Genomic DNA, 16,606 nt, shown 5'->3' with positions numbered 1-16,606 from the left:
ACCCATGGCAACGCTTGAAATCAACGACCTGCGCGTTTCCGTCGAGACGGAGAACGGCTCCCGCGAGATCCTCAAGGGCGTCGACCTGACCGTCAAGCAGGGCGAGACGCACGCCATCATGGGCCCCAACGGCTCCGGCAAGTCCACCCTGGCGTACTCGCTCGCCGGTCACCCGAAGTACACCGTCACCGGTGGCACCGTGACCCTCGACGGCGAGGACGTCCTGGAGATGTCCGTCGACGAGCGCGCCCGCGCCGGTGTCTTCCTGGCCATGCAGTACCCGGTCGAGGTCCCCGGTGTCTCGGTCTCCAACTTCCTGCGGACCTCGGCCACGGCCGTCCGCGGCGAGGCCCCCAAGCTGCGCACCTGGGTGAAGGAGGTCAAGGAGGCCATGGAGCGTCTCTCCATGGACCCGGCCTTCGCCGAGCGCAACGTCAACGAGGGCTTCTCCGGCGGTGAGAAGAAGCGCCACGAGATCCTCCAGCTGGAGCTCCTCAAGCCGAAGATCGCGATCCTCGACGAGACCGACTCCGGCCTGGACGTCGACGCGCTGCGCATCGTCTCCGAGGGCGTCAACCGCGTCCGCGAGACCGGTGAGGTCGGCACCCTGCTGATCACCCACTACACGCGCATCCTGCGCTACATCAAGCCCGACTTCGTGCACGTCTTCGCGAACGGCCGCATCGCCGAGTCCGGCGGCGCCGAGCTCGCCGACCAGCTGGAGGCCGAGGGCTACGACAAGTACGTGAAGGGTGGCGCGACCGCGTGACACAGCTGCCTGGCCTCCTCGACATCGAGGCGATCCGCAAGGACTTCCCCCTGCTGGATCGTGTGGTCCACGACGGGAAGAAGATCGTCTACCTGGACAACGCCGCGACCTCGCAGAAGCCGCGCCAGGTGCTCGACGCCCTGAACGCGTACTACGAGCGGCACAACGCCAACGTCCACCGCGGCGTGCACGTGCTCGCCGAGGAGGCCACGGCACTGTACGAAGGTGCCCGCGACAAGATCGCCACCTTCATCAACGCGCCCAGCCGCGACGAGGTGATCTTCACCAAGAACGCCTCGGAGTCGCTCAACCTGGTCGCGAACATGCTCGGCTGGGCCGACGAGCCCTACCGGGTCGACCGTGAGACCGAGATCGTCATCACGGAGATGGAGCACCACTCCAACATCGTCCCGTGGCAGCTGCTCGCGCAGCGCACCGGCGCGAAGCTGAAGTGGTTCGGCCTCACCGACGACGGCCGCCTGGACCTGTCGAACATCGAAGAGGTCATCACCGAGAAGACGAAGATCGTCTCCTTCGTGCTGGTCTCCAACATCCTGGGCACCGTCAACCCGGTCGAGGCCATCGTGCGCCGCGCCCAGGAGGTCGGCGCGCTGGTCCTGATCGACGCCTCCCAGGCCGTCCCGCACATGCCGATCGACGTGCAGGAGCTCGGCGCCGACTTCGTGGCCTTCACCGGCCACAAGATGTGCGGCCCGACCGGCATCGGCGTGCTCTGGGGCCGCCAGGAGCTGCTGGAGGACCTGCCCCCGTTCCTCGGTGGCGGCGAGATGATCGAGACCGTCTCGATGCACTCCTCCACGTACGCCCCGGCGCCGCACAAGTTCGAGGCCGGTACGCCCCCGATCGCCCAGGCCGTCGGCCTCGGCGCGGCCGTGGACTATCTGACCTCGATCGGCATGGACAAGATCGCCGCGCACGAGCACGCGATCACCGAGTACGCGGTGAAGCGCCTCCAGGAGGTGCCCGACCTGCGGATCATCGGCCCCACCACGGCCGAGGACCGCGGCGCGGCGATCTCCTTCGTGCTGGGCGACATCCACCCGCACGACGTCGGCCAGGTCCTGGACGAGCAGGGCATCGCCGTCCGGGTCGGCCACCACTGCGCCCGCCCGGTCTGCCTGCGGTACGGAATTCCCGCGACCACGCGAGCGTCGTTCTATCTGTACTCCTCTCCGGCCGACGTCGACGCGCTGGTCGCCGGGCTGGAGCACGTACGGAACTTCTTCGGATAACGAGGGCGACGAGGCGACGAGGCCGCTGTGAAGCTGGATTCGATGTACCAGGAACTGATCCTGGACCACTACAAGCACCCGCACGGGCGTGGCCTGCGCGACGGCGACGCCGAGGTGCACCACGTCAACCCCACCTGTGGTGACGAGATCACGCTGCGCGTGAAGTACGACGGCGAGACGCTCATCGACGTCTCGTACGAGGGCCAGGGCTGCTCGATCAGCCAGGCCAGCGCGTCCGTGCTGAACGAGCTGCTGGTCGGCAAGGACCTGTCCGAGGCGCAGAAGATCCAGGCGACGTTCCTGGAGCTGATGCAGTCCAAGGGCAAGATCGAGCCCGACGAGGCGATGGAGGAGGTGCTGGAGGACGCGGTCGCGTTCGCCGGCGTCTCGAAGTACCCCGCCCGGGTCAAGTGCGCGCTGCTGAGCTGGATGGCGTGGAAGGACGCGACCGCCCAGGCCCTGGGCGACGCCGAGAGGAAGACGGCATGACCGAGAACGCGACGCCCGAGGCCGCACCCGAGGCGGCGTCGATCAAGCCGGCCACCGAGGAGGAGGTCCGCGAGGCCCTCTACGACGTGGTCGACCCCGAGCTGGGGATCGACGTGGTCAACCTGGGCCTGATCTACGGCATCCACATCGACGACGCCAACATCGCCACCCTCGACATGACCCTGACCTCGGCGGCCTGCCCGCTGACGGACGTCATCGAGGACCAGGCCAAGTCGGCCACCGACGGCATCGTCAACGAGCTCCGGATCAACTGGGTCTGGATGCCGCCGTGGGGCCCCGACAAGATCACCGACGACGGCCGCGAACAGCTGCGCGCCCTCGGCTTCAACGTCTGAGCCACGCCCGCCCGACCGGCTCCGCACAGGCCCGGCACCCTTGGGGTGCCGGGCCTGTGTGCGTACCCGCACGCCCGTGCTGCGTACAGGTGTACGCATCGTTGTGTACGCTCGTACGCATGCCTTGGGTTCTTCTTGCCGCCGCGATAGCCGCCGAGGTCGCCGGCACCACCGCCATGAAGTACAGCGACGGGTTCACCCGGCTGTGGCCCTCGATCGGGACCGTCGTCGGGTACGCCGTCGCCTTCACGCTGCTCGCGCAGACGCTCAAGTCGATGTCGGTCGGCACCGCCTACGCCGTCTGGTCCGGGGTCGGGACCGCCGCCATCGCCGTGATCGGGATGTGCTTCCTCGGGGAGGCCGCCACCGCCGCGCGGATCGCGGGCATCGCCCTGGTGATCGCCGGTGTGGTGGTGCTCAACATGGGCGGGGCCGGGGCCCACTGATGGCGGCGGGTGTGCGGCGGTACGACCCCGGCCGGCGGCAGCGGATCATCGACGCGGCGATCCGGGTGGTCGGGGCCAAGGGGATCGCCGGGCTGAGCCATCGCAGCGTGGCCGCGGAGGCCGACGTACCGCTCGGGTCCACCACGTACCACTTCGCGACCCTCGACGAGCTGCTCGTCGCCGCGCTGCGGCAGGCCAACGAGGGCTTCGCCGCCGAGGTGGCGGCGGGCCTCGCCGGCGTCGGGCCCGACCTCGACCTGCCGGCCGCCCTGGCCCGGCTGCTGGGCGAGCTGTTCGCCCGGGACCGTGGCCGGGCCGAGCTGGAGTACGAGCTCTACCTCGCCGCGCTGCGCCGCCCGGCGCTGCGCCCGGTCGCCGCCGAGTGGTGCGAGGCGATGGCCCGGGCGCTGGCCGATCGCACCGACCTGGTCACCGCCCGCGCGCTGGTCGCGGTGATGGACGGGATCTGCCTCCAGGTGCTGCTGACGGACGCGGCCTACGACGAGGCGTACACCCGCGAGGTCCTCACCCGGGTGCTCCGCCCCTGCTGACCACGGCCGCCAGGGCCGCCGCCACGCTCGCCTCGATGTCCTGCACCGGGTACTGCACCTCCACCACCGTGCGGTCCCGCGCCACCACCAGCGTCAGCCGCTTGAGGCGGCTGGTGCCGCCCGCGCGGAACGTCGGCAGGCGCAGGGCCGCGGTCAGGTCCAGGTCCGCGTCCGACAGGAGCGGGAAGCGGAGCTTCTCCTTCTCCGCGAAGTCCCGCTGTTCGTCGGGGCGCTGGGTGGAGACCCCGTGCACGCTCGCCCCCGCCGCCGTGAACTGCGCGAGCTGGTCGCGGTAGGTGCACGACTCGAAGGTGCAGCCGCGCGCCCCCGGGATCCCGGCCCAGCCGGGCGGATAGGCCTCGGCTCGGGCGTAGGCGCCGGGGAAGCAGTACAGCACCGTGAACGGGGTGTCGGCGACGGGGTCGCGCAGCGCTCCCGAGGCGTCGGTCAGCAGCAGTTCGGGGACCCGGGTCCCCTTCAGGGCGTGCACCCGTTCCGCCTCGCGCGAGGCGGTGTCCGTCGTGGCCGTCATCTCTCCCTCTCCCAGGATCCAGGTGTCCCCCCAGTCCTGGAGGGCCACCAGGACCGGGAGCAGCGCGCGGCCGCGCGGGGTCAGCCGGTAGGCGTGCCGCACAGGGCGGTCCTGGTACGGCTCGCGGGCCAGCACCCCCGCCTCGACCAGCAACCTCAGCCGTTCGGCCAGCACCTTCCGGGAGACGCCCAGCTCCTGCTGGAACTCCTCGAAGCGGTGCAGCCCGCGGGCGGCGTCGCGGACGATCAACAGCGTCCACCAGTCGCCGACCACGTCGAGGGCCTGGGCGATGGAGCAGTCGGCGTCGCCGAGTCGGGTGCGCTGGGCCATGGGAGTCGTCCTCACCTTCGTTGACCCGAGGCTGCCATGCTGACATAGTCAGTTCCCAAAAGGAACTGACTCGTGCGGCGGGTGCCCGCGCGGGGAACGGGGGGAGGTGCCGTGCTGCGGCAGGGCTTCAAGGGCTTCAAGGGCTTCAAGGACGTGCCCAGACCGGTGTGGCTGCTGGCCGGCGGGGTCTTCGTCAACGCCGTCGTCAGCTTCACGTTCGTCTTCGTCTTCGTGTACCTGACCGGCCCCCGGGCCCTCGGCGCCGCCGAGGCCGGCCTGATCGTCGGCATCGGCGGGGTCGGCCTGGTCGCGGGGAACTTCACCGGCGGCTGGTACGGCGACCGGTTCGGTCACCGGCGCGTCCTGCTCCTCGCCTCCGCCCTCGGCGGCGGCGTCCTCGTCCTGCTGCCGGCCCTGCCCACCGCCCTGCTGTACGCGGCCCTGCCGCTGGCCCAGTACGCCGCCGGGGTGGTCCGCGCCGCCAACTCCGCGCTGGTCGCCGTCACCGTGCCGGAGGGGGCCCGGCGCCAGGCCTTCGCGCTGGTCCGCGCCGTCTCCAACGGAGGCTTCACCGTCGGCCCGCCGCTCGGGGCCCTGGTCGCGACCGCGTTCTCGTACGACTGGCTGTTCGTGGCGGACGGCCTCGGCACCCTGTTCTTCGCCGGCTGGACCGCCCGGGTCGCCCCGGCCCGCGCCGCAGCCGCCCGTTCCGCCGCAGCCCCGGACGGGGGTCGGGGCGGCGGCGGGGTGTGGCACGCCCTGCGGGCGCGCCCCGCCGTCCTGGTGCTGCTCGGCGCGATCCTCGTCATCGACGTCGTCTACCGCCAGCACTACTCCACCTTCCCCGCCTTCCTCGCCGACCACGGCATGGACACCCGCGCCTACGGACTCCTCGTCGGTATCAACGGCGCGGTCATCCTGCTGCTGGAGATCCCCGTGGCCCTCGCCCTCCTCGGCCGCTCCCCGCTGCACCTCATCGGCACCGGCCTGGTGCTGGTCGGCGCCGGCTACGCCATGCTGCTGCTGGGGGTCGGGGTCGCCCCGACCGTCGCCATGATGGTGCTGATCTCCCTCGGCGAGATCCTCTACAAGACCACCGCCACCGCCTACGTCGCCGACGAGGCGCCCGCGGACGCGCTCGGCCGCTTCCAGAGCCTGTACGCGGGGGTCTCCGTCAGCGGCACCGTCCTGTCCGCGCCCCTGGGCGGGGCGCTGTACACCGCGGCCCCGGACCTGGTGTGGCCGCTGTGCGCGGGGCTGGGCGCGGCGGCCGGTGCGGCCGTGCTGGTCACGGGCGCCCGGGTGGTGCGGCGACCCGTGCGACCGGCACATGAGACCGGTTCGCCCGCACGGGCCGTCGCCGGTTAGCGTTCAGGCATGACTGCTACGCGTACCACCGGCGCCGTCGCCGCCGGCCTTGCCACCCTGACCCCCGACGGCACCGTGCTCGACACCTGGTTCCCGGCCCCCACGCTGGTCGAGGAGCCCGGCCCGGCCGGCACCGAGCGCCTCTCCGCCGAGCAGGCGGTGGAACTCCTGGGCGACGCCGCGGCCAAGGCGATCCGGACCGACGCGGTCCGTGGCGTCGAGGTCGTGGCCGTCCGCACCGTGATCTCCTCCCTGGAGGACAAGCCGCTGGACGCGCACGACGCGTACCTGCGCCTGCACCTGCTCAGCAGCCGCCTGGTCAAGCCGCACGGCCAGAACCTCGACGGCATCTTCGGCCTGCTGGCCAACGTCGCCTGGACCTCGCTCGGCCCGGTCGCCGTCGACCGGATCGAGGCCGTCCGGCTCGCCGCCCGCGCCGAGGGCCTGCACCTCCAGGTCACCTCGGTCGACAAGTTCCCGCGGATGACCGACTACGTCGTCCCCGTGGGCGTGCGCATCGCCGACGCCGACCGCGTCCGCCTCGGCGCGCACCTCGCCGAGGGCACCACGGTCATGCACGAGGGCTTCGTCAACTTCAACGCCGGCACCCTCGGCGTCTCCATGGTCGAGGGCCGCATCTCCGCGGGCGTCGTGATCGGCAACGGCTCCGACATCGGCGGCGGCGCCTCCACCATGGGCACCCTCTCCGGCGGCGGCAAGCAGATCATCTCGATCGGCGAGCGCTGCCTGGTCGGCGCCGAGGCCGGCGTCGGCATCGCGCTCGGCGACGAGTGCATCGTCGAGGCGGGCCTGTACGTGACCGCGGGCACCCGGGTCACCCTCCCGGACGGCCAGATCGTCAAGGCCCTGGAGCTCTCCGGCGCCGACAACATCCTCTTCCGTCGCAACTCGGTCACCGGCGCCGTCGAGGCCCGCCCGAACAACGCGGTCTGGGGCGGCCTGAACGAGATCCTGCACAGCCACAACTGACCCGGGCGGCCGCCGCGGTACGCACGACACCGCCGCCGCGGTACGCACGACACCGCCGCCGCGGTACGCACGACACCGCCACCACGGTACGCACGAAGCCCCCCTGCCCGGTCCGGGCAGGGGGGCTTCGTGCACGTCAGGTGCCCGGGAAGGAGCGCACCAGGCCGGCGAAGGCCTGTTCCTCCGCCTCCGTCAGCTCCACCGTCTCCAGCGGGTGCGTGGCCGCGGCCCGCTGGGTCGGGATCACGGTCAGACCGTCGAACGCGCCGGGCTCGGGGTGGTGGAAGCGGCTGTCCCACATCATGTGGCCGAGGCCGATCACCCAGACGAGGGCGGCGACCAGCAGGACGGCGAGGCCGATCTCCTGGGCGAGGGTGATGGAGGGGAACACGCGGTCCTCCAGGGGTAAGGGCGGCGCGAGGTCGGACGTGACGACACTCAACACCACAACCGGTCGGCTATGCGGGCAGATGTGTCGAGGATCACGCCAGGGTACAAAGGCCCCCTCCCGCACGGAAACCGTCCCGAATGCCCGCGCGTCACCCGCTCCCGTGTGCGGGCCGTGCCGGCCGTGCCGGCCGTGCGGGCCGTGCCGGCCGTGCCGGCCGTCCGGCCGTCCGGGCCGCACATGCCGAGGGCCCGGCCGTGCCCCGTCCCCGGGCGGTGCGCGGGGACGGGACGGCCGGGCCCTTCGGCCCTTCCGCTCGTGGCGACTACGGGCGGAAGCGCAGGACCTGCGGGTCGTGGTCGCTGTTCTGGTCGGCGAACTCGGCGTTGATGTGCACGCTGTCGTACGTGAACTTCTTGATCGCCGGGCTGGTCAGGATCTGGTCCAGGACCTGCGAGTTGCCCTGGAAGACGTACGAGTAGCGCTCCGACTTCGGCAGCGAGGTGATCGCCGGGAACAGCGCCCCGCCGTCGGTCAGCGCCTTGGTGGTGGCGGAGAACTCGAAGTCGTTGATGTCGCCGAGGGCGATGACGTTCGCGTTCTTGTCGGTCGCCAGGAGCTCCTTGACGAAACCATTCACCGCCTGCGCCTGGAGCAGCCGCTTGGCCTCCGAGGAGCGGGTCGGCGGCTGGTGGTGCGAGGTGATGCTCTCGTCTCCGCCCTTGGACCCGAAGTGGTTCGCGATCACGAAGACGGTCCGGCCGCGGAAGACGAACTCGCCGGCCAGCGGCTTGCGGCTGTCGGCCCAGGCCGGGTTCGCCGGGTCGATCCGGCCGGGGGAGTGGGTCAGGGCGGCCTTGCCCTGCTCCTGCGTCACACCGGTCGCGGTGGTGGAGTCGCCCGCGGCGCGGTCGGTGAAGGAGACCCGGGCCGGGTTGAACAGGAAGACCTGGCGGATGTTGCCGCCGGGCTCGCCACCGTCCTTGTTGTTGACCGGGTTGACCGAACGCCACTGGTACGCGGGGCCGCCCGCGGCCGCGATCGCGGCCGTGAACTTGGTCAGCGTCTGCTCCGCCGAGACGGTGCCGTCGTTCTTGGCGCCGTTGTCGTCCTGGATCTCCTCCAGGGCCAGGATGTCGGGAGAAGCCAGGTTCTCCACGACGGCCTTGGCGAGCGCGTCGAACTTCTCCTGCGGGTCGGTCGGGTCGAGGTTCTCGACGTTGTACGTCGCGACCGCGAGCTCGCCCTCGGCCTGCGGCTTGGTCTTCTCCCGCTCCAGGTTCTTCGACTGGACCGTGCCCAGGGTGCGGGCGACCAGGGTGTAGCCGCCGAACTGGTTGAAGTCCAGCGGGCCCTCGGTGGTGCCGGTCAGCCGGTCACCGACGTTCGCCACCGGGAACGGCTGCTGCGCGAGCGGGGCCAGCTGCTGGATCTGGAGACGACCCGTGTTCTGGGACTCGTAGGAGCCGTACAGGGTGCCGCCGCGGCGGGTGTTGTTCTCCCAGCCCTTGACCGTGACCCACAGCTCCGCGTGCGGGTCGGTGGCGCCGACGACGCGGGAGGTGCCGATCGCGACGTTCATGCCCTCCAGGGACTCGTAGAAGTCCAGGGCGTAGCGCTTGGGGTCCAGGGTCAGACCGTTGATGCTGCCGCCGGCGGCCGGGTCACCCGCGGGGGTGTACTCGGCGGGGACGGTGTACTCGTTGACCGGGACCGGCTCCGGAAGGGCGTTGCCGGAGGAGACCACCGTCACGGTGGGCTTGGAGATCTGGGTCACCGACTGGTTGCCGGAGTTCAGACCGCCCGGGACGTACTCGCCGACCAGGCCCGAGACCTTGACCGCGTCGCCCACGGCGACGGTGGGCGCGGAGCTGGTGAAGACGAACACGCCCTCGCTGGTGGCCGCGTCGTCGTCGGCGTCGGGGTCCTGGATCCAGAAGCCCTTCGAACCGTACGTACGGACACCGGTCACGATGCCCTCGACGTCCGTGACCTGCTTGCCGACCAGCGGGGAGGTGCGGGTGGTGCCCTGGATGTCGTGGATGCGTATGGAACCGGCGGCCGCGCCGGTCTCGACGGCGTCGGCGGTTCCCGCGAGCAGGCCGGTGGCCAGCGCGGTGGCGACGACGGCCGCGACGGCGGCGGAACGGGGATGCGAGGAGCGCATGTGGACGGACTCCGGTGAGTAATGAGGGTGAGGAAGTTCTACGCGCGTCAATTTCCTGGGTGACCAGCGAAGTTGTCAAGGTCTACGAGGCATACGGGAAGCATCTGTGCGATGAACCAAAGGTGCGGGTCGTCGGGGCTTGCCCGATTGCGTCTACGCTGGGGCGCGCCGTCCGCAGAAGTCGTCGAGGAGTGCACCGCATGTCCGTTCCGCCGCGTCCCACGCTGCCGCCGGTGCGGCTGCACTCCGACGCCGAACTGGCCCGCGCCGCGCTGGCCGCCCCGTTGCTCTCCCGTGCCGTACGCCTCGCCCGCTGGGCCGGGCCCGCCACCCGGGTCGGCGCGGGCGGCGAACTCGCCGAGGAGCAACTGCCCGAGGCGGCCGCGGTCCTGGGGCTGGCCGCCGACGAGGACGGCACGGCGTACGCGAGCGAGGCCTGGCGGGTGGCGGTGGACACCGGGCTGGTCGAGGTCACGGACCCGGACGGCGAGGCGAAAGCCGAAGCGGACGCGGACGCGGACCCGGAGCCGGACCCGGCTGCGGATACGGAAGCGGGGTACGGGACCGCCGCGCCCGGGGCGGACCTGGCGCTGGTGACCGGGGGCGCGCCGACGGACGTGCTCGAACTGTGGCTGACCGCCCTGGACACCGTCCTGGCCGACGCCTCCGTACCCGACCTCGACGACCTGGTCGACGCCCTGGACGCGGGCGGCGCGATCGACTTCGACCGGCTGGACTGGGACCCGCAGCACGAGGCGGACCTGCTCGACGCGGTGCTCGCCAACCTCTACCTGCTGACCGTCACCGAGGGCGGAGCCGGCGACGGCCCCGTACCGCTGCCCGTGCTGGCGGCCTCGGTGGTGGTCCCCGACGACATGGCGGAGCCCACCGACGAAGTCCTGGAGCGGGTCTCGGACGCGATGATGCGGCTGGACGACCAGTTCCGGCAGCTGGAGCCGATCGGCCTGGTGGAGTTCCGCCCGGTCGACGAGGAGCTGATGGCGGAGGCCGACGACGAGGAACTCGCGGCCGCGGCCGGGCAGGACGACGAGGACGTCTCCCGCTACGGCATGGTCCGGCTCACCCCGCTCGGCCTGTACGGGGTGCGGGCGCGGCTGTTGGAGGCCGGGGTCGAGGCACCGGCCGTCGGCGACCTCGTGGACAAGGGCGCCGACGTGCTGCTGGAGGTGGTGTCCGGCTATCCGGAGTCCGCCGCCCAGGCCGAGATCGAGGCCTGGCTCGCCCGGGCGTCGCGCGACGCGGCCGAGGGCACCGGCAGCGGGCCGGCCCCGGCCGTGGCGGAGCTGCTGGCGGCGGCCCGGGGCGCCGACCCGGGCGCTCCGCTGCGCCGGCTGCGCTGTCAGCAGGCCCTGGCCGTCGCCGGACCGGCCGCCGAACCGGTGGTCCGGGCCGTCCTGGACGACCCCGAACTGGGCGGGCTGGCCCGGGTCTGGCTGGCCGAGCAGGGCACGTCCGACGTGCCGGCGCCCAGCGGGACCATGGTGTTCTGGCTGACCGTCGACACCATCGCGGCGCAGCTCGCGGCCGACGCCGGCAGCGAGGAACTCCCCTCCCTGATGCAGGGCCTGACCGAGCACCACAGCGCGTTCTTCGACACCGTCTGGCGGGTGGACCACCCGGCCACGGCGGAGGTCCTGGAGGCCATGGGCCGGCTGCACCCGGACCGCAAGGCGGCGAAGGAGGCCCGCAAGGCCGCCTTCAAGGCCCGCTCCTACCAGGCCTGAGGGCCCGGCCGACAGGGTAGTGCGGGTTCCGGTCAGATCGTGGCCGGTTCCGCGGGGTCGAGGGGCCCGCAGGGCTTCGTGGGGAATTCAAGCGGAGTTCACATGCGGACGGGAACCTGTCCGCCGACCCTTACAGGCGCACTACTCCCCACCCTGGAGCATCGATGCCGCTCAGTCGTAGAGACTTCACCGCCCGCACCGTCGCCGCCGGCGCCGGAGTCGCGCTCACCGGAACGGTCGGGGCCCTCGCCACCGCCCCGGGCGCGCTGGCGGCGGAGGAGGGCAGCAGCACGCTGCGCGACGAGCACGGCCGGCCCTGCGAGCCCGGCTACGGCCCCCTCGTGTCCGACCCCCGGGGCATCCTCGCCCTGCCGGCCGGCTTCTCGTACCGGATCATCACGCACAGCGGCGTGACCCGCCTGGAGTCGGGTGAGTTCACCCCGTCCAACCACGACGGCACGGCCGCCTTCGCCGGCCACCGCGGGGTCACCCTCCTGGTCAACAACCACGAGCTGAAGGGCGCCCGCGCCAAGTGGCCCCACCCGGTCCCGCTCACCGAGGGCCTGGTCTACGACCCGGCCGCGGCCGGCGGCTGCACCGTCGTCGAGGTCCGCCACGGCGGCGAGGTCGCCGAATGGGTCGGCATCGCCGGTACGTCGACCAACTGCGCGGGCGGCGCCACCGCCTGGGGCACCTGGCTGACCTGCGAGGAGAACGCGGACAAGGCCGGCAAGAACGGCATGACCAAGGACCACGGCTACGTCTTCGAGGTCGACCCGCACGACCGCCGCGCCAACCTCGACCCCCGCCCGGTCAAGGCCTTCGGCCGCTACGAGCACGAGGCCGTCGTCATCGACCCGCACTCGGGCCAGGCGTACCTGACCGAGGACGCCTCGAACCCCAACGGCCTGCTGTACCGCTGGACCCCGCCCAAGGGCTTCAGGCACGGCCGCGGCAAGCTGCGTACGCTGGCCGACGACGCCGGTGTGCTCCAGGCGGCCCGGTGCTTCGACAGCGCGGGCCGGTTCGTGGACGACCTCTCCCGCGCCACGAAGATCGGCACGGTCTACGGGGTCGACTGGGTCGACGTGCCCGACCGGGACGCGAGGACGGTGGCCACCCGCCAGCAGTTCACCGAGGGCCAGGTCACCCGCGGGCGCAAGCTGGAGGGCATGTGGTGGGCGGACGGCGGCGCGTACGTCGTCTCCTCCTACGCCCGTGCGGAGAGCCCCGGCACCCCGCACGACGGTGCCGTGTGGTTCTACGACGCCAAGCGCCGCACGCTGCGCCTGACCGTGCTCTTCGGGGTCAACGCCGAGCCGGGCAAGGACGGCGCCTACGACGGCCCGGACAACATCACCGTGTCCCCGTACGGCGGCCTGGTCATCGCCGAGGACGGCCAGGGCGTCCAGCACCTGCTGGGTGCCACCGAGTCCGGCCGCACCTACCCGCTGGCGCGCAACGAGCTCAACATCGGTACGGCGGAGGAGCCGGAGTACGCGGAGTTCACCGGCGTCTGCTTCTCGCCCGACGGGCGCACGCTGTTCGCCAACATCCAGGAGCCGGGCATCATGCTGGCCGTCACCGGCCCCTGGCGGCGTACGCGCGGCTAGGCGTCCGTACGTCCGCCGGCCGGGCGCGGCGTACGCGTCGCCCGGGCCCGGGAAGCCGTCAGCCCGGCCGAGCAGGAGGCTCGGCCGGGCTGCGGTCGGTCCGGCGCCGGTGGTCCGGCGCTGACGGTCCGTTCAGCGGCGGGCGGCGGCGGTGCCGATCTCTTCGCGGGTCGCCGCTGCCCACTCGCCGAGCAGGAACTCGTACGCGGCGGAGGGCCACTCGTCGTCGACGCGGGTCTCGACGAGGTGCCGTATCGCCTCGTTCGCCTCTTCGGCGGACGGGCGGGCGGGACCCGCGGGCGGAAGCGTCTTGTACATGGGTACAAGGCTACGGGTGACCACGGACAGCCTCCTTCGCATTGCGGGGTGTCATCGATCACCCGGGCCGGTCCGGCGGGGCCCGGCGGCCCGCCGACCTGCTAAAGCGCCTCGGAACCGGGCTTGACCATGCCCCGCACTGTGCGGGACTTCACAAACTCTCCCAGGGCCGTCATCTCCCACTCGCCGGAGAACTGACGGATCAGCTTCGCCATCATCACGCCCGTCTGCGGCTCGGCGCCCGTGAGGTCGAAGCGGACCAGCTCCTCGTCGGTGGCGGCGTCGAGCAGGCGGCAGTAGGCCTTGGCGACCTCGGTGAACTTCTGGCCGGAGAAGGAGTTGACCGTGAAGACCAGGGCGGTGACCTCGGCGGGCAGCCGGCCGAGGTCCACGACGATGACCTCGTCGTCCCCCGCGCCCTCACCGGTGAGGTTGTCGCCCGAGTGCTTGACGGCCCCCCCCGAGGATGGACAGCCGGCCGAAGTAGCAGCTGTCGATGTGGTTGCGCTGGGGGCCGTACGCGATCACGGACGCGTCGAGGTCGATGTCGGCGCCGCGGAACGCGGGCTCCCAGCCGAGGCCCATCTTGACCTGGGAGAGCAGCGGCCGGGACCGGGGGAGCGGCGGGCGGTTCCTCCTCCACCGTGACCCCGAAGTCGGTGGCGATGCCCGCGAGCCCGTTGGCGTACCCCTGGCCCACGGCACGGACCTTCCACACGCCGCCGCGCAGGTAGATCTCGACCACCACGAGCGCCGTCTCGGTGCCCAGCTGCGGCGGGGTGAAGGTGGCGATCGGCGCGCCGCCGTCGGCCGCGCGCACGGTGGCGGTGGGCTCGATGCCCTGGAAGGTCTGGCCGGCGGCGTCGGGGCTGGCGGTGACCACGATCCGTTCGATCCCGGGCGGTACGGCGGCGGTGTCCACGGTGATCGAGTCGGGCGCCGCACCGCCGCCCGACCGGTAGCTGACACCGGGGCCGGACGGCTGGTTGTAGAAGATGAAGTCGGCGTCCGAGCGCACCTTGCCGTTGGCCGCGAGCAGCAGCCCCGACACGTCCAGGCGTACCGGGGCGGCCACCTCCACCGTCACGCGGACGGTGTCGAGCGGCAGGTTCGAACCAGGGGTCATAGCGGTCATGCCCCGAGAACGACCGGGGCCGCGCCGCCGTTCCCCCCGGCGCGGTGTCACCCGTTCAGCGGCGGCCGGAGTTGCGCGGATGGGAGCGGGCGAGGCGTTCGTTGCCGAACTTGTACGCGCCCGTCCAGCGCGCCATGACCAGTTGCGGGTCCCCGGAGCCCACCTCCGCCAGGAACTTCTCGGCCCGGCCGCCGCGCAGCGTGCCGGCGGCCCGGCCGCGGTGGGTGATGACCACGGTGCCGTCGGCGTGCTGGTCGTACGTGAATCCCTGAGGTCTCGGCATGGGCCGCAGCCTGCCCCGCGGGGCGCGGGGCGGGCAACGCATTTACCGCTGCTGCGCCGGAGGGTCCGGTGACCCGGCTTACCGCTGCTGCGCCGGAGGTCCGGTGACCCGGCGCGGCAGGCCCAGCGGGTTCGCCTCGCGCAGCTCGGGCGGGAGGAGCGGGTCCGGCACCGACTGGTAGGCCACCGGGCGCAGCCACCGTTCGATCGCCGTACCGCCGACGGAGGTGGAGTGCGAGGTGGCGGCGGGGTAGGGGCCGCCGTGGTGCTGGGCCGGGGCGACCGCGACGCCGGTGGGCCAGCCGTCGACCACGACCCGTCCGGCCAGTTCCGTGACCCGGCCGACGAGTGCGGCGGCGGGGCCCGGGGCCCCGGCGGCCTCGGCGGCGGACAACTGGAGGGTGGCGGTCAGGTTTCCCGCCAGCCGGGCCAGCACGGCGCCGGCCTCGTCCGGGTCGGCGTAGCGGGCGACGACCGTCACCGGGCCGAAGCATTCCTCCAGCAGCGGCGCGTAGCGGCCGTCCGGGTCGTGGGCGAGGGCGCGCGCGGGCACGGTCAGGAAGCCCGCGCCGACGGTGTGTCCGTCGGCCTGCCCGTCGGCCTGGGCGTCGCCCGTCCCGGGGCCCGGCGCGACGGGGGCCTCGACGCCGGGCAGGGCCGCGCGCTCCTGGACCCCGGCGAGGAAGTTCTCCCGCATCCGGTGGTCGAGCAGCACCCCGGGGGCGGTCGCGGCGAGGGCCTTGGCCAGTGCCCCGGCCAGCCGGTCGCCGTCGGTGCCCTCGGGGACCAGCACCAGGCCGGGCTTGACGCAGAACTGGCCCACGCCGAGCGTGACCGAGCCGGCCAGCCCGGTGCCGATCTCCTCGGCACGCTCGGCGGCGGCGTCCGGGGTGACCACGACCGGGTTGAGGGAGCCGAGCTCACCGTGGAACGGGATCGGCACGGGCCGCGCGGCGGCGGCGTCGAACAGGGCCCGGCCGCCACGGATCGACCCCGTGAACCCGGCCGCGGCCACCAGCGGGTGGCGGATCAGCTCCAGGCCCGCGTCGAAGCCGTGGACGACCGTGACCACGTCGGCGGGCAGCCCGGTCCGTTCGGCGGCCCGGCGCAGCAGCGCGGCGCACCGCTCGGACGTGGCCGGGTGGTCGGGATGGGCCTTGACCACGACCGGGCAGCCGGCGGCCAGGGCGCTGGCGGTGTCGCCGCCGGGGACGGAGAAGGCCAGCGGGAAGTTGGAGGCGGCGTAGACGGCGACCACGCCCAGCGGCACCTTGTAGCGGCGCAGGTCGGGGCGCGGCGGGGCGAGGGCGGGATCGGCGTGGTCGATGCGGATGTCGAGGTAGCCGCCGTCCTCGACGGCGTCGGCGAAGGCGCGCAGCTGGTAGGTGGTGCGGGCGAGTTCGCCGGTGAGCCGGACGGGGCCGAGCGCCGTCTCGGCGTCGGCGGCCTCGACCACGTCCGCGCCGGCCTCGTCGAGCAGGTCGGCGGCGGCCCGCAGGAAGGCGACGCGCGCGGTGCGGTCGGCGAGCGCGGCCCGGGCGGCGTGCGCGGCGGTGACGGCCCGGTCCACATCGGCGGGTGTGGCCTCGACCGCAACCTGTCCGCGCTGCTTCCCGGTGCGGGGGTCCACACTCCAGACTGGGGTCGCTGTCATGGCCCGCTGCCTCCTGGATCGTTCAGTATTCTGAACGGCGTTCCGGTGGGTGAATGATCACTTCTGCTGCGGACTCTATTTCCGCACCCATCGCGTGACAAGGGGCGACCGGCCAGAGGGGAAGCAGGCGATGACGGCAGTGGGGACGACGGGCACGGCGGACACGACGGCGGGGACGGGTACGACGGCGGGGGCGGCGGCTGCGCAGGCGGCCGCCGAC

At 72.6% G+C, this 16,606-nt stretch carries 16 protein-coding genes and 1 pseudogene; 10 read left to right on the top strand and 7 right to left on the bottom strand.

Going from position 1 to position 16,606, the window contains the following annotated elements; translation table 11 throughout:
* Positions 1-4: 4 nt before the first annotated feature.
* The 6 genes from sufC (at position 5) to EF918_RS01575 (ending at position 3,864) form a co-directional block, all read left to right on the top strand.
* Positions 5-769 carry a Fe-S cluster assembly ATPase SufC gene (gene sufC / locus EF918_RS01600; protein WP_125639330.1) on the top strand — a complete coding sequence of 255 codons (765 nt, stop codon included), beginning with the start codon at positions 5-7 and terminating at the stop codon, positions 767-769.
* Positions 766-2,022 (top strand): cysteine desulfurase, encoded by a 1,257-nt coding sequence (locus tag EF918_RS01595; protein ID WP_125639327.1) that lies wholly within the window; start codon positions 766-768, stop codon positions 2,020-2,022. Before sufC ends, EF918_RS01595 begins: the two co-directional genes overlap by 4 nt.
* A gap of 27 nt (positions 2,023-2,049) precedes the next feature.
* Positions 2,050-2,511 (top strand): Fe-S cluster assembly sulfur transfer protein SufU, encoded by a 462-nt coding sequence (gene sufU / locus EF918_RS01590; RefSeq protein ID WP_125639324.1) that lies wholly within the window; start codon positions 2,050-2,052, stop codon positions 2,509-2,511.
* The gene (locus tag EF918_RS01585; protein WP_125639320.1) at positions 2,508-2,867 is read left to right on the top strand and encodes a metal-sulfur cluster assembly factor; all 360 of its coding nucleotides are present in this window, start codon (positions 2,508-2,510) and stop codon (positions 2,865-2,867) included. Before sufU ends, EF918_RS01585 begins: the two co-directional genes overlap by 4 nt.
* A 119-nt stretch (positions 2,868-2,986) precedes the next feature.
* Positions 2,987-3,313 carry a multidrug efflux SMR transporter gene (locus tag EF918_RS01580; protein ID WP_125639317.1) on the top strand — a complete coding sequence of 109 codons (327 nt, stop codon included), beginning with the start codon at positions 2,987-2,989 and terminating at the stop codon, positions 3,311-3,313.
* On the top strand, positions 3,313-3,864 hold the full coding sequence (locus tag EF918_RS01575) for a TetR/AcrR family transcriptional regulator (protein ID WP_125639314.1): 552 nt from the start codon (positions 3,313-3,315) through the stop codon (positions 3,862-3,864). Before EF918_RS01580 ends, EF918_RS01575 begins: the two co-directional genes overlap by 1 nt.
* Here the strand turns inward: EF918_RS01575 and EF918_RS01570 are convergent.
* On the bottom strand, positions 3,839-4,726 hold the full coding sequence (locus tag EF918_RS01570) for a winged helix-turn-helix transcriptional regulator (protein WP_125639311.1): 888 nt from the start codon (positions 4,724-4,726) through the stop codon (positions 3,839-3,841). The two genes, EF918_RS01575 and EF918_RS01570, sit on opposite strands and share 26 nt — an antisense overlap.
* A 111-nt stretch (positions 4,727-4,837) precedes the next feature.
* Here EF918_RS01570 and EF918_RS01565 point away from each other — a divergent pair, with 111 nt between their 5' ends.
* Complete coding sequence (locus EF918_RS01565) at positions 4,838-6,094, top strand: MFS transporter (protein WP_260609695.1); 1,257 nt, start codon at positions 4,838-4,840, stop codon at positions 6,092-6,094.
* Positions 6,095-6,103: 9 nt separating this feature from the next.
* Entirely contained in the window at positions 6,104-7,084 is a 981-nt protein-coding gene (dapD, locus tag EF918_RS01560; protein ID WP_125639307.1) for a 2,3,4,5-tetrahydropyridine-2,6-dicarboxylate N-succinyltransferase, read from the top strand.
* Positions 7,085-7,220: 136 nt separating this feature from the next.
* Here the strand turns inward: dapD and EF918_RS01555 are convergent, their stop codons facing one another.
* A complete protein-coding gene (locus EF918_RS01555; RefSeq protein WP_125639303.1) occupies positions 7,221-7,475 on the bottom strand; it encodes a hypothetical protein in 255 nt (84 codons plus the stop codon).
* A 322-nt stretch (positions 7,476-7,797) separates the two neighbouring features.
* Positions 7,798-9,639, bottom strand: coding sequence for an endonuclease/exonuclease/phosphatase family protein (locus EF918_RS01550; RefSeq protein WP_125639300.1), 1,842 nt, complete (start codon positions 9,637-9,639; stop codon positions 7,798-7,800).
* A gap of 200 nt (positions 9,640-9,839) precedes the next feature.
* On the opposite strand from EF918_RS01550, the gene EF918_RS01545 reads away from it, so the two are divergent.
* Complete coding sequence (locus EF918_RS01545) at positions 9,840-11,384, top strand: hypothetical protein (protein ID WP_125639297.1); 1,545 nt, start codon at positions 9,840-9,842, stop codon at positions 11,382-11,384.
* A gap of 164 nt (positions 11,385-11,548) precedes the next feature.
* Positions 11,549-12,997 (top strand): alkaline phosphatase PhoX, encoded by a 1,449-nt coding sequence (locus EF918_RS01540; protein WP_125639294.1) that lies wholly within the window; start codon positions 11,549-11,551, stop codon positions 12,995-12,997.
* Positions 12,998-13,129: 132 nt separating this feature from the next.
* Here the strand turns inward: EF918_RS01540 and EF918_RS01535 are convergent, their stop codons facing one another.
* The 4 genes and pseudogenes from EF918_RS01535 to EF918_RS01520 all read right to left on the bottom strand — a co-directional run bounded on the left by EF918_RS01535 (position 13,130) and on the right by EF918_RS01520 (position 16,386).
* Complete coding sequence (locus EF918_RS01535; RefSeq protein WP_125639291.1) at positions 13,130-13,315, bottom strand: hypothetical protein; 186 nt, start codon at positions 13,313-13,315, stop codon at positions 13,130-13,132.
* 101 nt (positions 13,316-13,416) lie between these two features.
* A pseudogene (locus tag EF918_RS01530) lies at positions 13,417-14,441 on the bottom strand (TerD family protein).
* A 64-nt stretch (positions 14,442-14,505) separates the two neighbouring features.
* Entirely contained in the window at positions 14,506-14,733 is a 228-nt protein-coding gene (locus tag EF918_RS01525; RefSeq protein ID WP_125639288.1) for a hypothetical protein, read from the bottom strand.
* Between the two features lie 78 nt (positions 14,734-14,811).
* Complete coding sequence (locus tag EF918_RS01520; RefSeq protein WP_125639285.1) at positions 14,812-16,386, bottom strand: aldehyde dehydrogenase (NADP(+)); 1,575 nt, start codon at positions 16,384-16,386, stop codon at positions 14,812-14,814.
* Between the last annotated feature and the right edge of the window lie 220 nt (positions 16,387-16,606).

The sequence above is a fragment of the Streptomyces sp. WAC06614 genome, assembly GCF_003949795.1.
GTDB lineage: Bacteria > Actinomycetota > Actinomycetes > Streptomycetales > Streptomycetaceae > Streptomyces.
This window is presented reverse-complemented; position numbering and strand designations above follow the sequence as displayed.

Coding starts and splice junctions, on each gene's coding strand:
- EF918_RS01580 (WP_125639317.1), top strand. CDS start 2,987: ATGCCTTGGGTTCTTCTTGCCGCCGCGATAGCCGCCGAGGTCGCCGGC.
- dapD (WP_125639307.1), top strand. CDS start 6,104: ATGACTGCTACGCGTACCACCGGCGCCGTCGCCGCCGGCCTTGCCACC.
- EF918_RS01585 (WP_125639320.1), top strand. CDS start 2,508: ATGACCGAGAACGCGACGCCCGAGGCCGCACCCGAGGCGGCGTCGATC.
- EF918_RS01520 (WP_125639285.1), bottom strand. CDS start 16,386: ATGACAGCGACCCCAGTCTGGAGTGTGGACCCCCGCACCGGGAAGCAG.
- EF918_RS01575 (WP_125639314.1), top strand. CDS start 3,313: ATGGCGGCGGGTGTGCGGCGGTACGACCCCGGCCGGCGGCAGCGGATC.
- EF918_RS01535 (WP_125639291.1), bottom strand. CDS start 13,315: ATGTACAAGACGCTTCCGCCCGCGGGTCCCGCCCGCCCGTCCGCCGAA.
- EF918_RS01550 (WP_125639300.1), bottom strand. CDS start 9,639: ATGCGCTCCTCGCATCCCCGTTCCGCCGCCGTCGCGGCCGTCGTCGCC.
- EF918_RS01540 (WP_125639294.1), top strand. CDS start 11,549: ATGCCGCTCAGTCGTAGAGACTTCACCGCCCGCACCGTCGCCGCCGGC.
- sufC (WP_125639330.1), top strand. CDS start 5: ATGGCAACGCTTGAAATCAACGACCTGCGCGTTTCCGTCGAGACGGAG.
- EF918_RS01525 (WP_125639288.1), bottom strand. CDS start 14,733: ATGCCGAGACCTCAGGGATTCACGTACGACCAGCACGCCGACGGCACC.
- EF918_RS01570 (WP_125639311.1), bottom strand. CDS start 4,726: ATGGCCCAGCGCACCCGACTCGGCGACGCCGACTGCTCCATCGCCCAG.
- EF918_RS01545 (WP_125639297.1), top strand. CDS start 9,840: ATGTCCGTTCCGCCGCGTCCCACGCTGCCGCCGGTGCGGCTGCACTCC.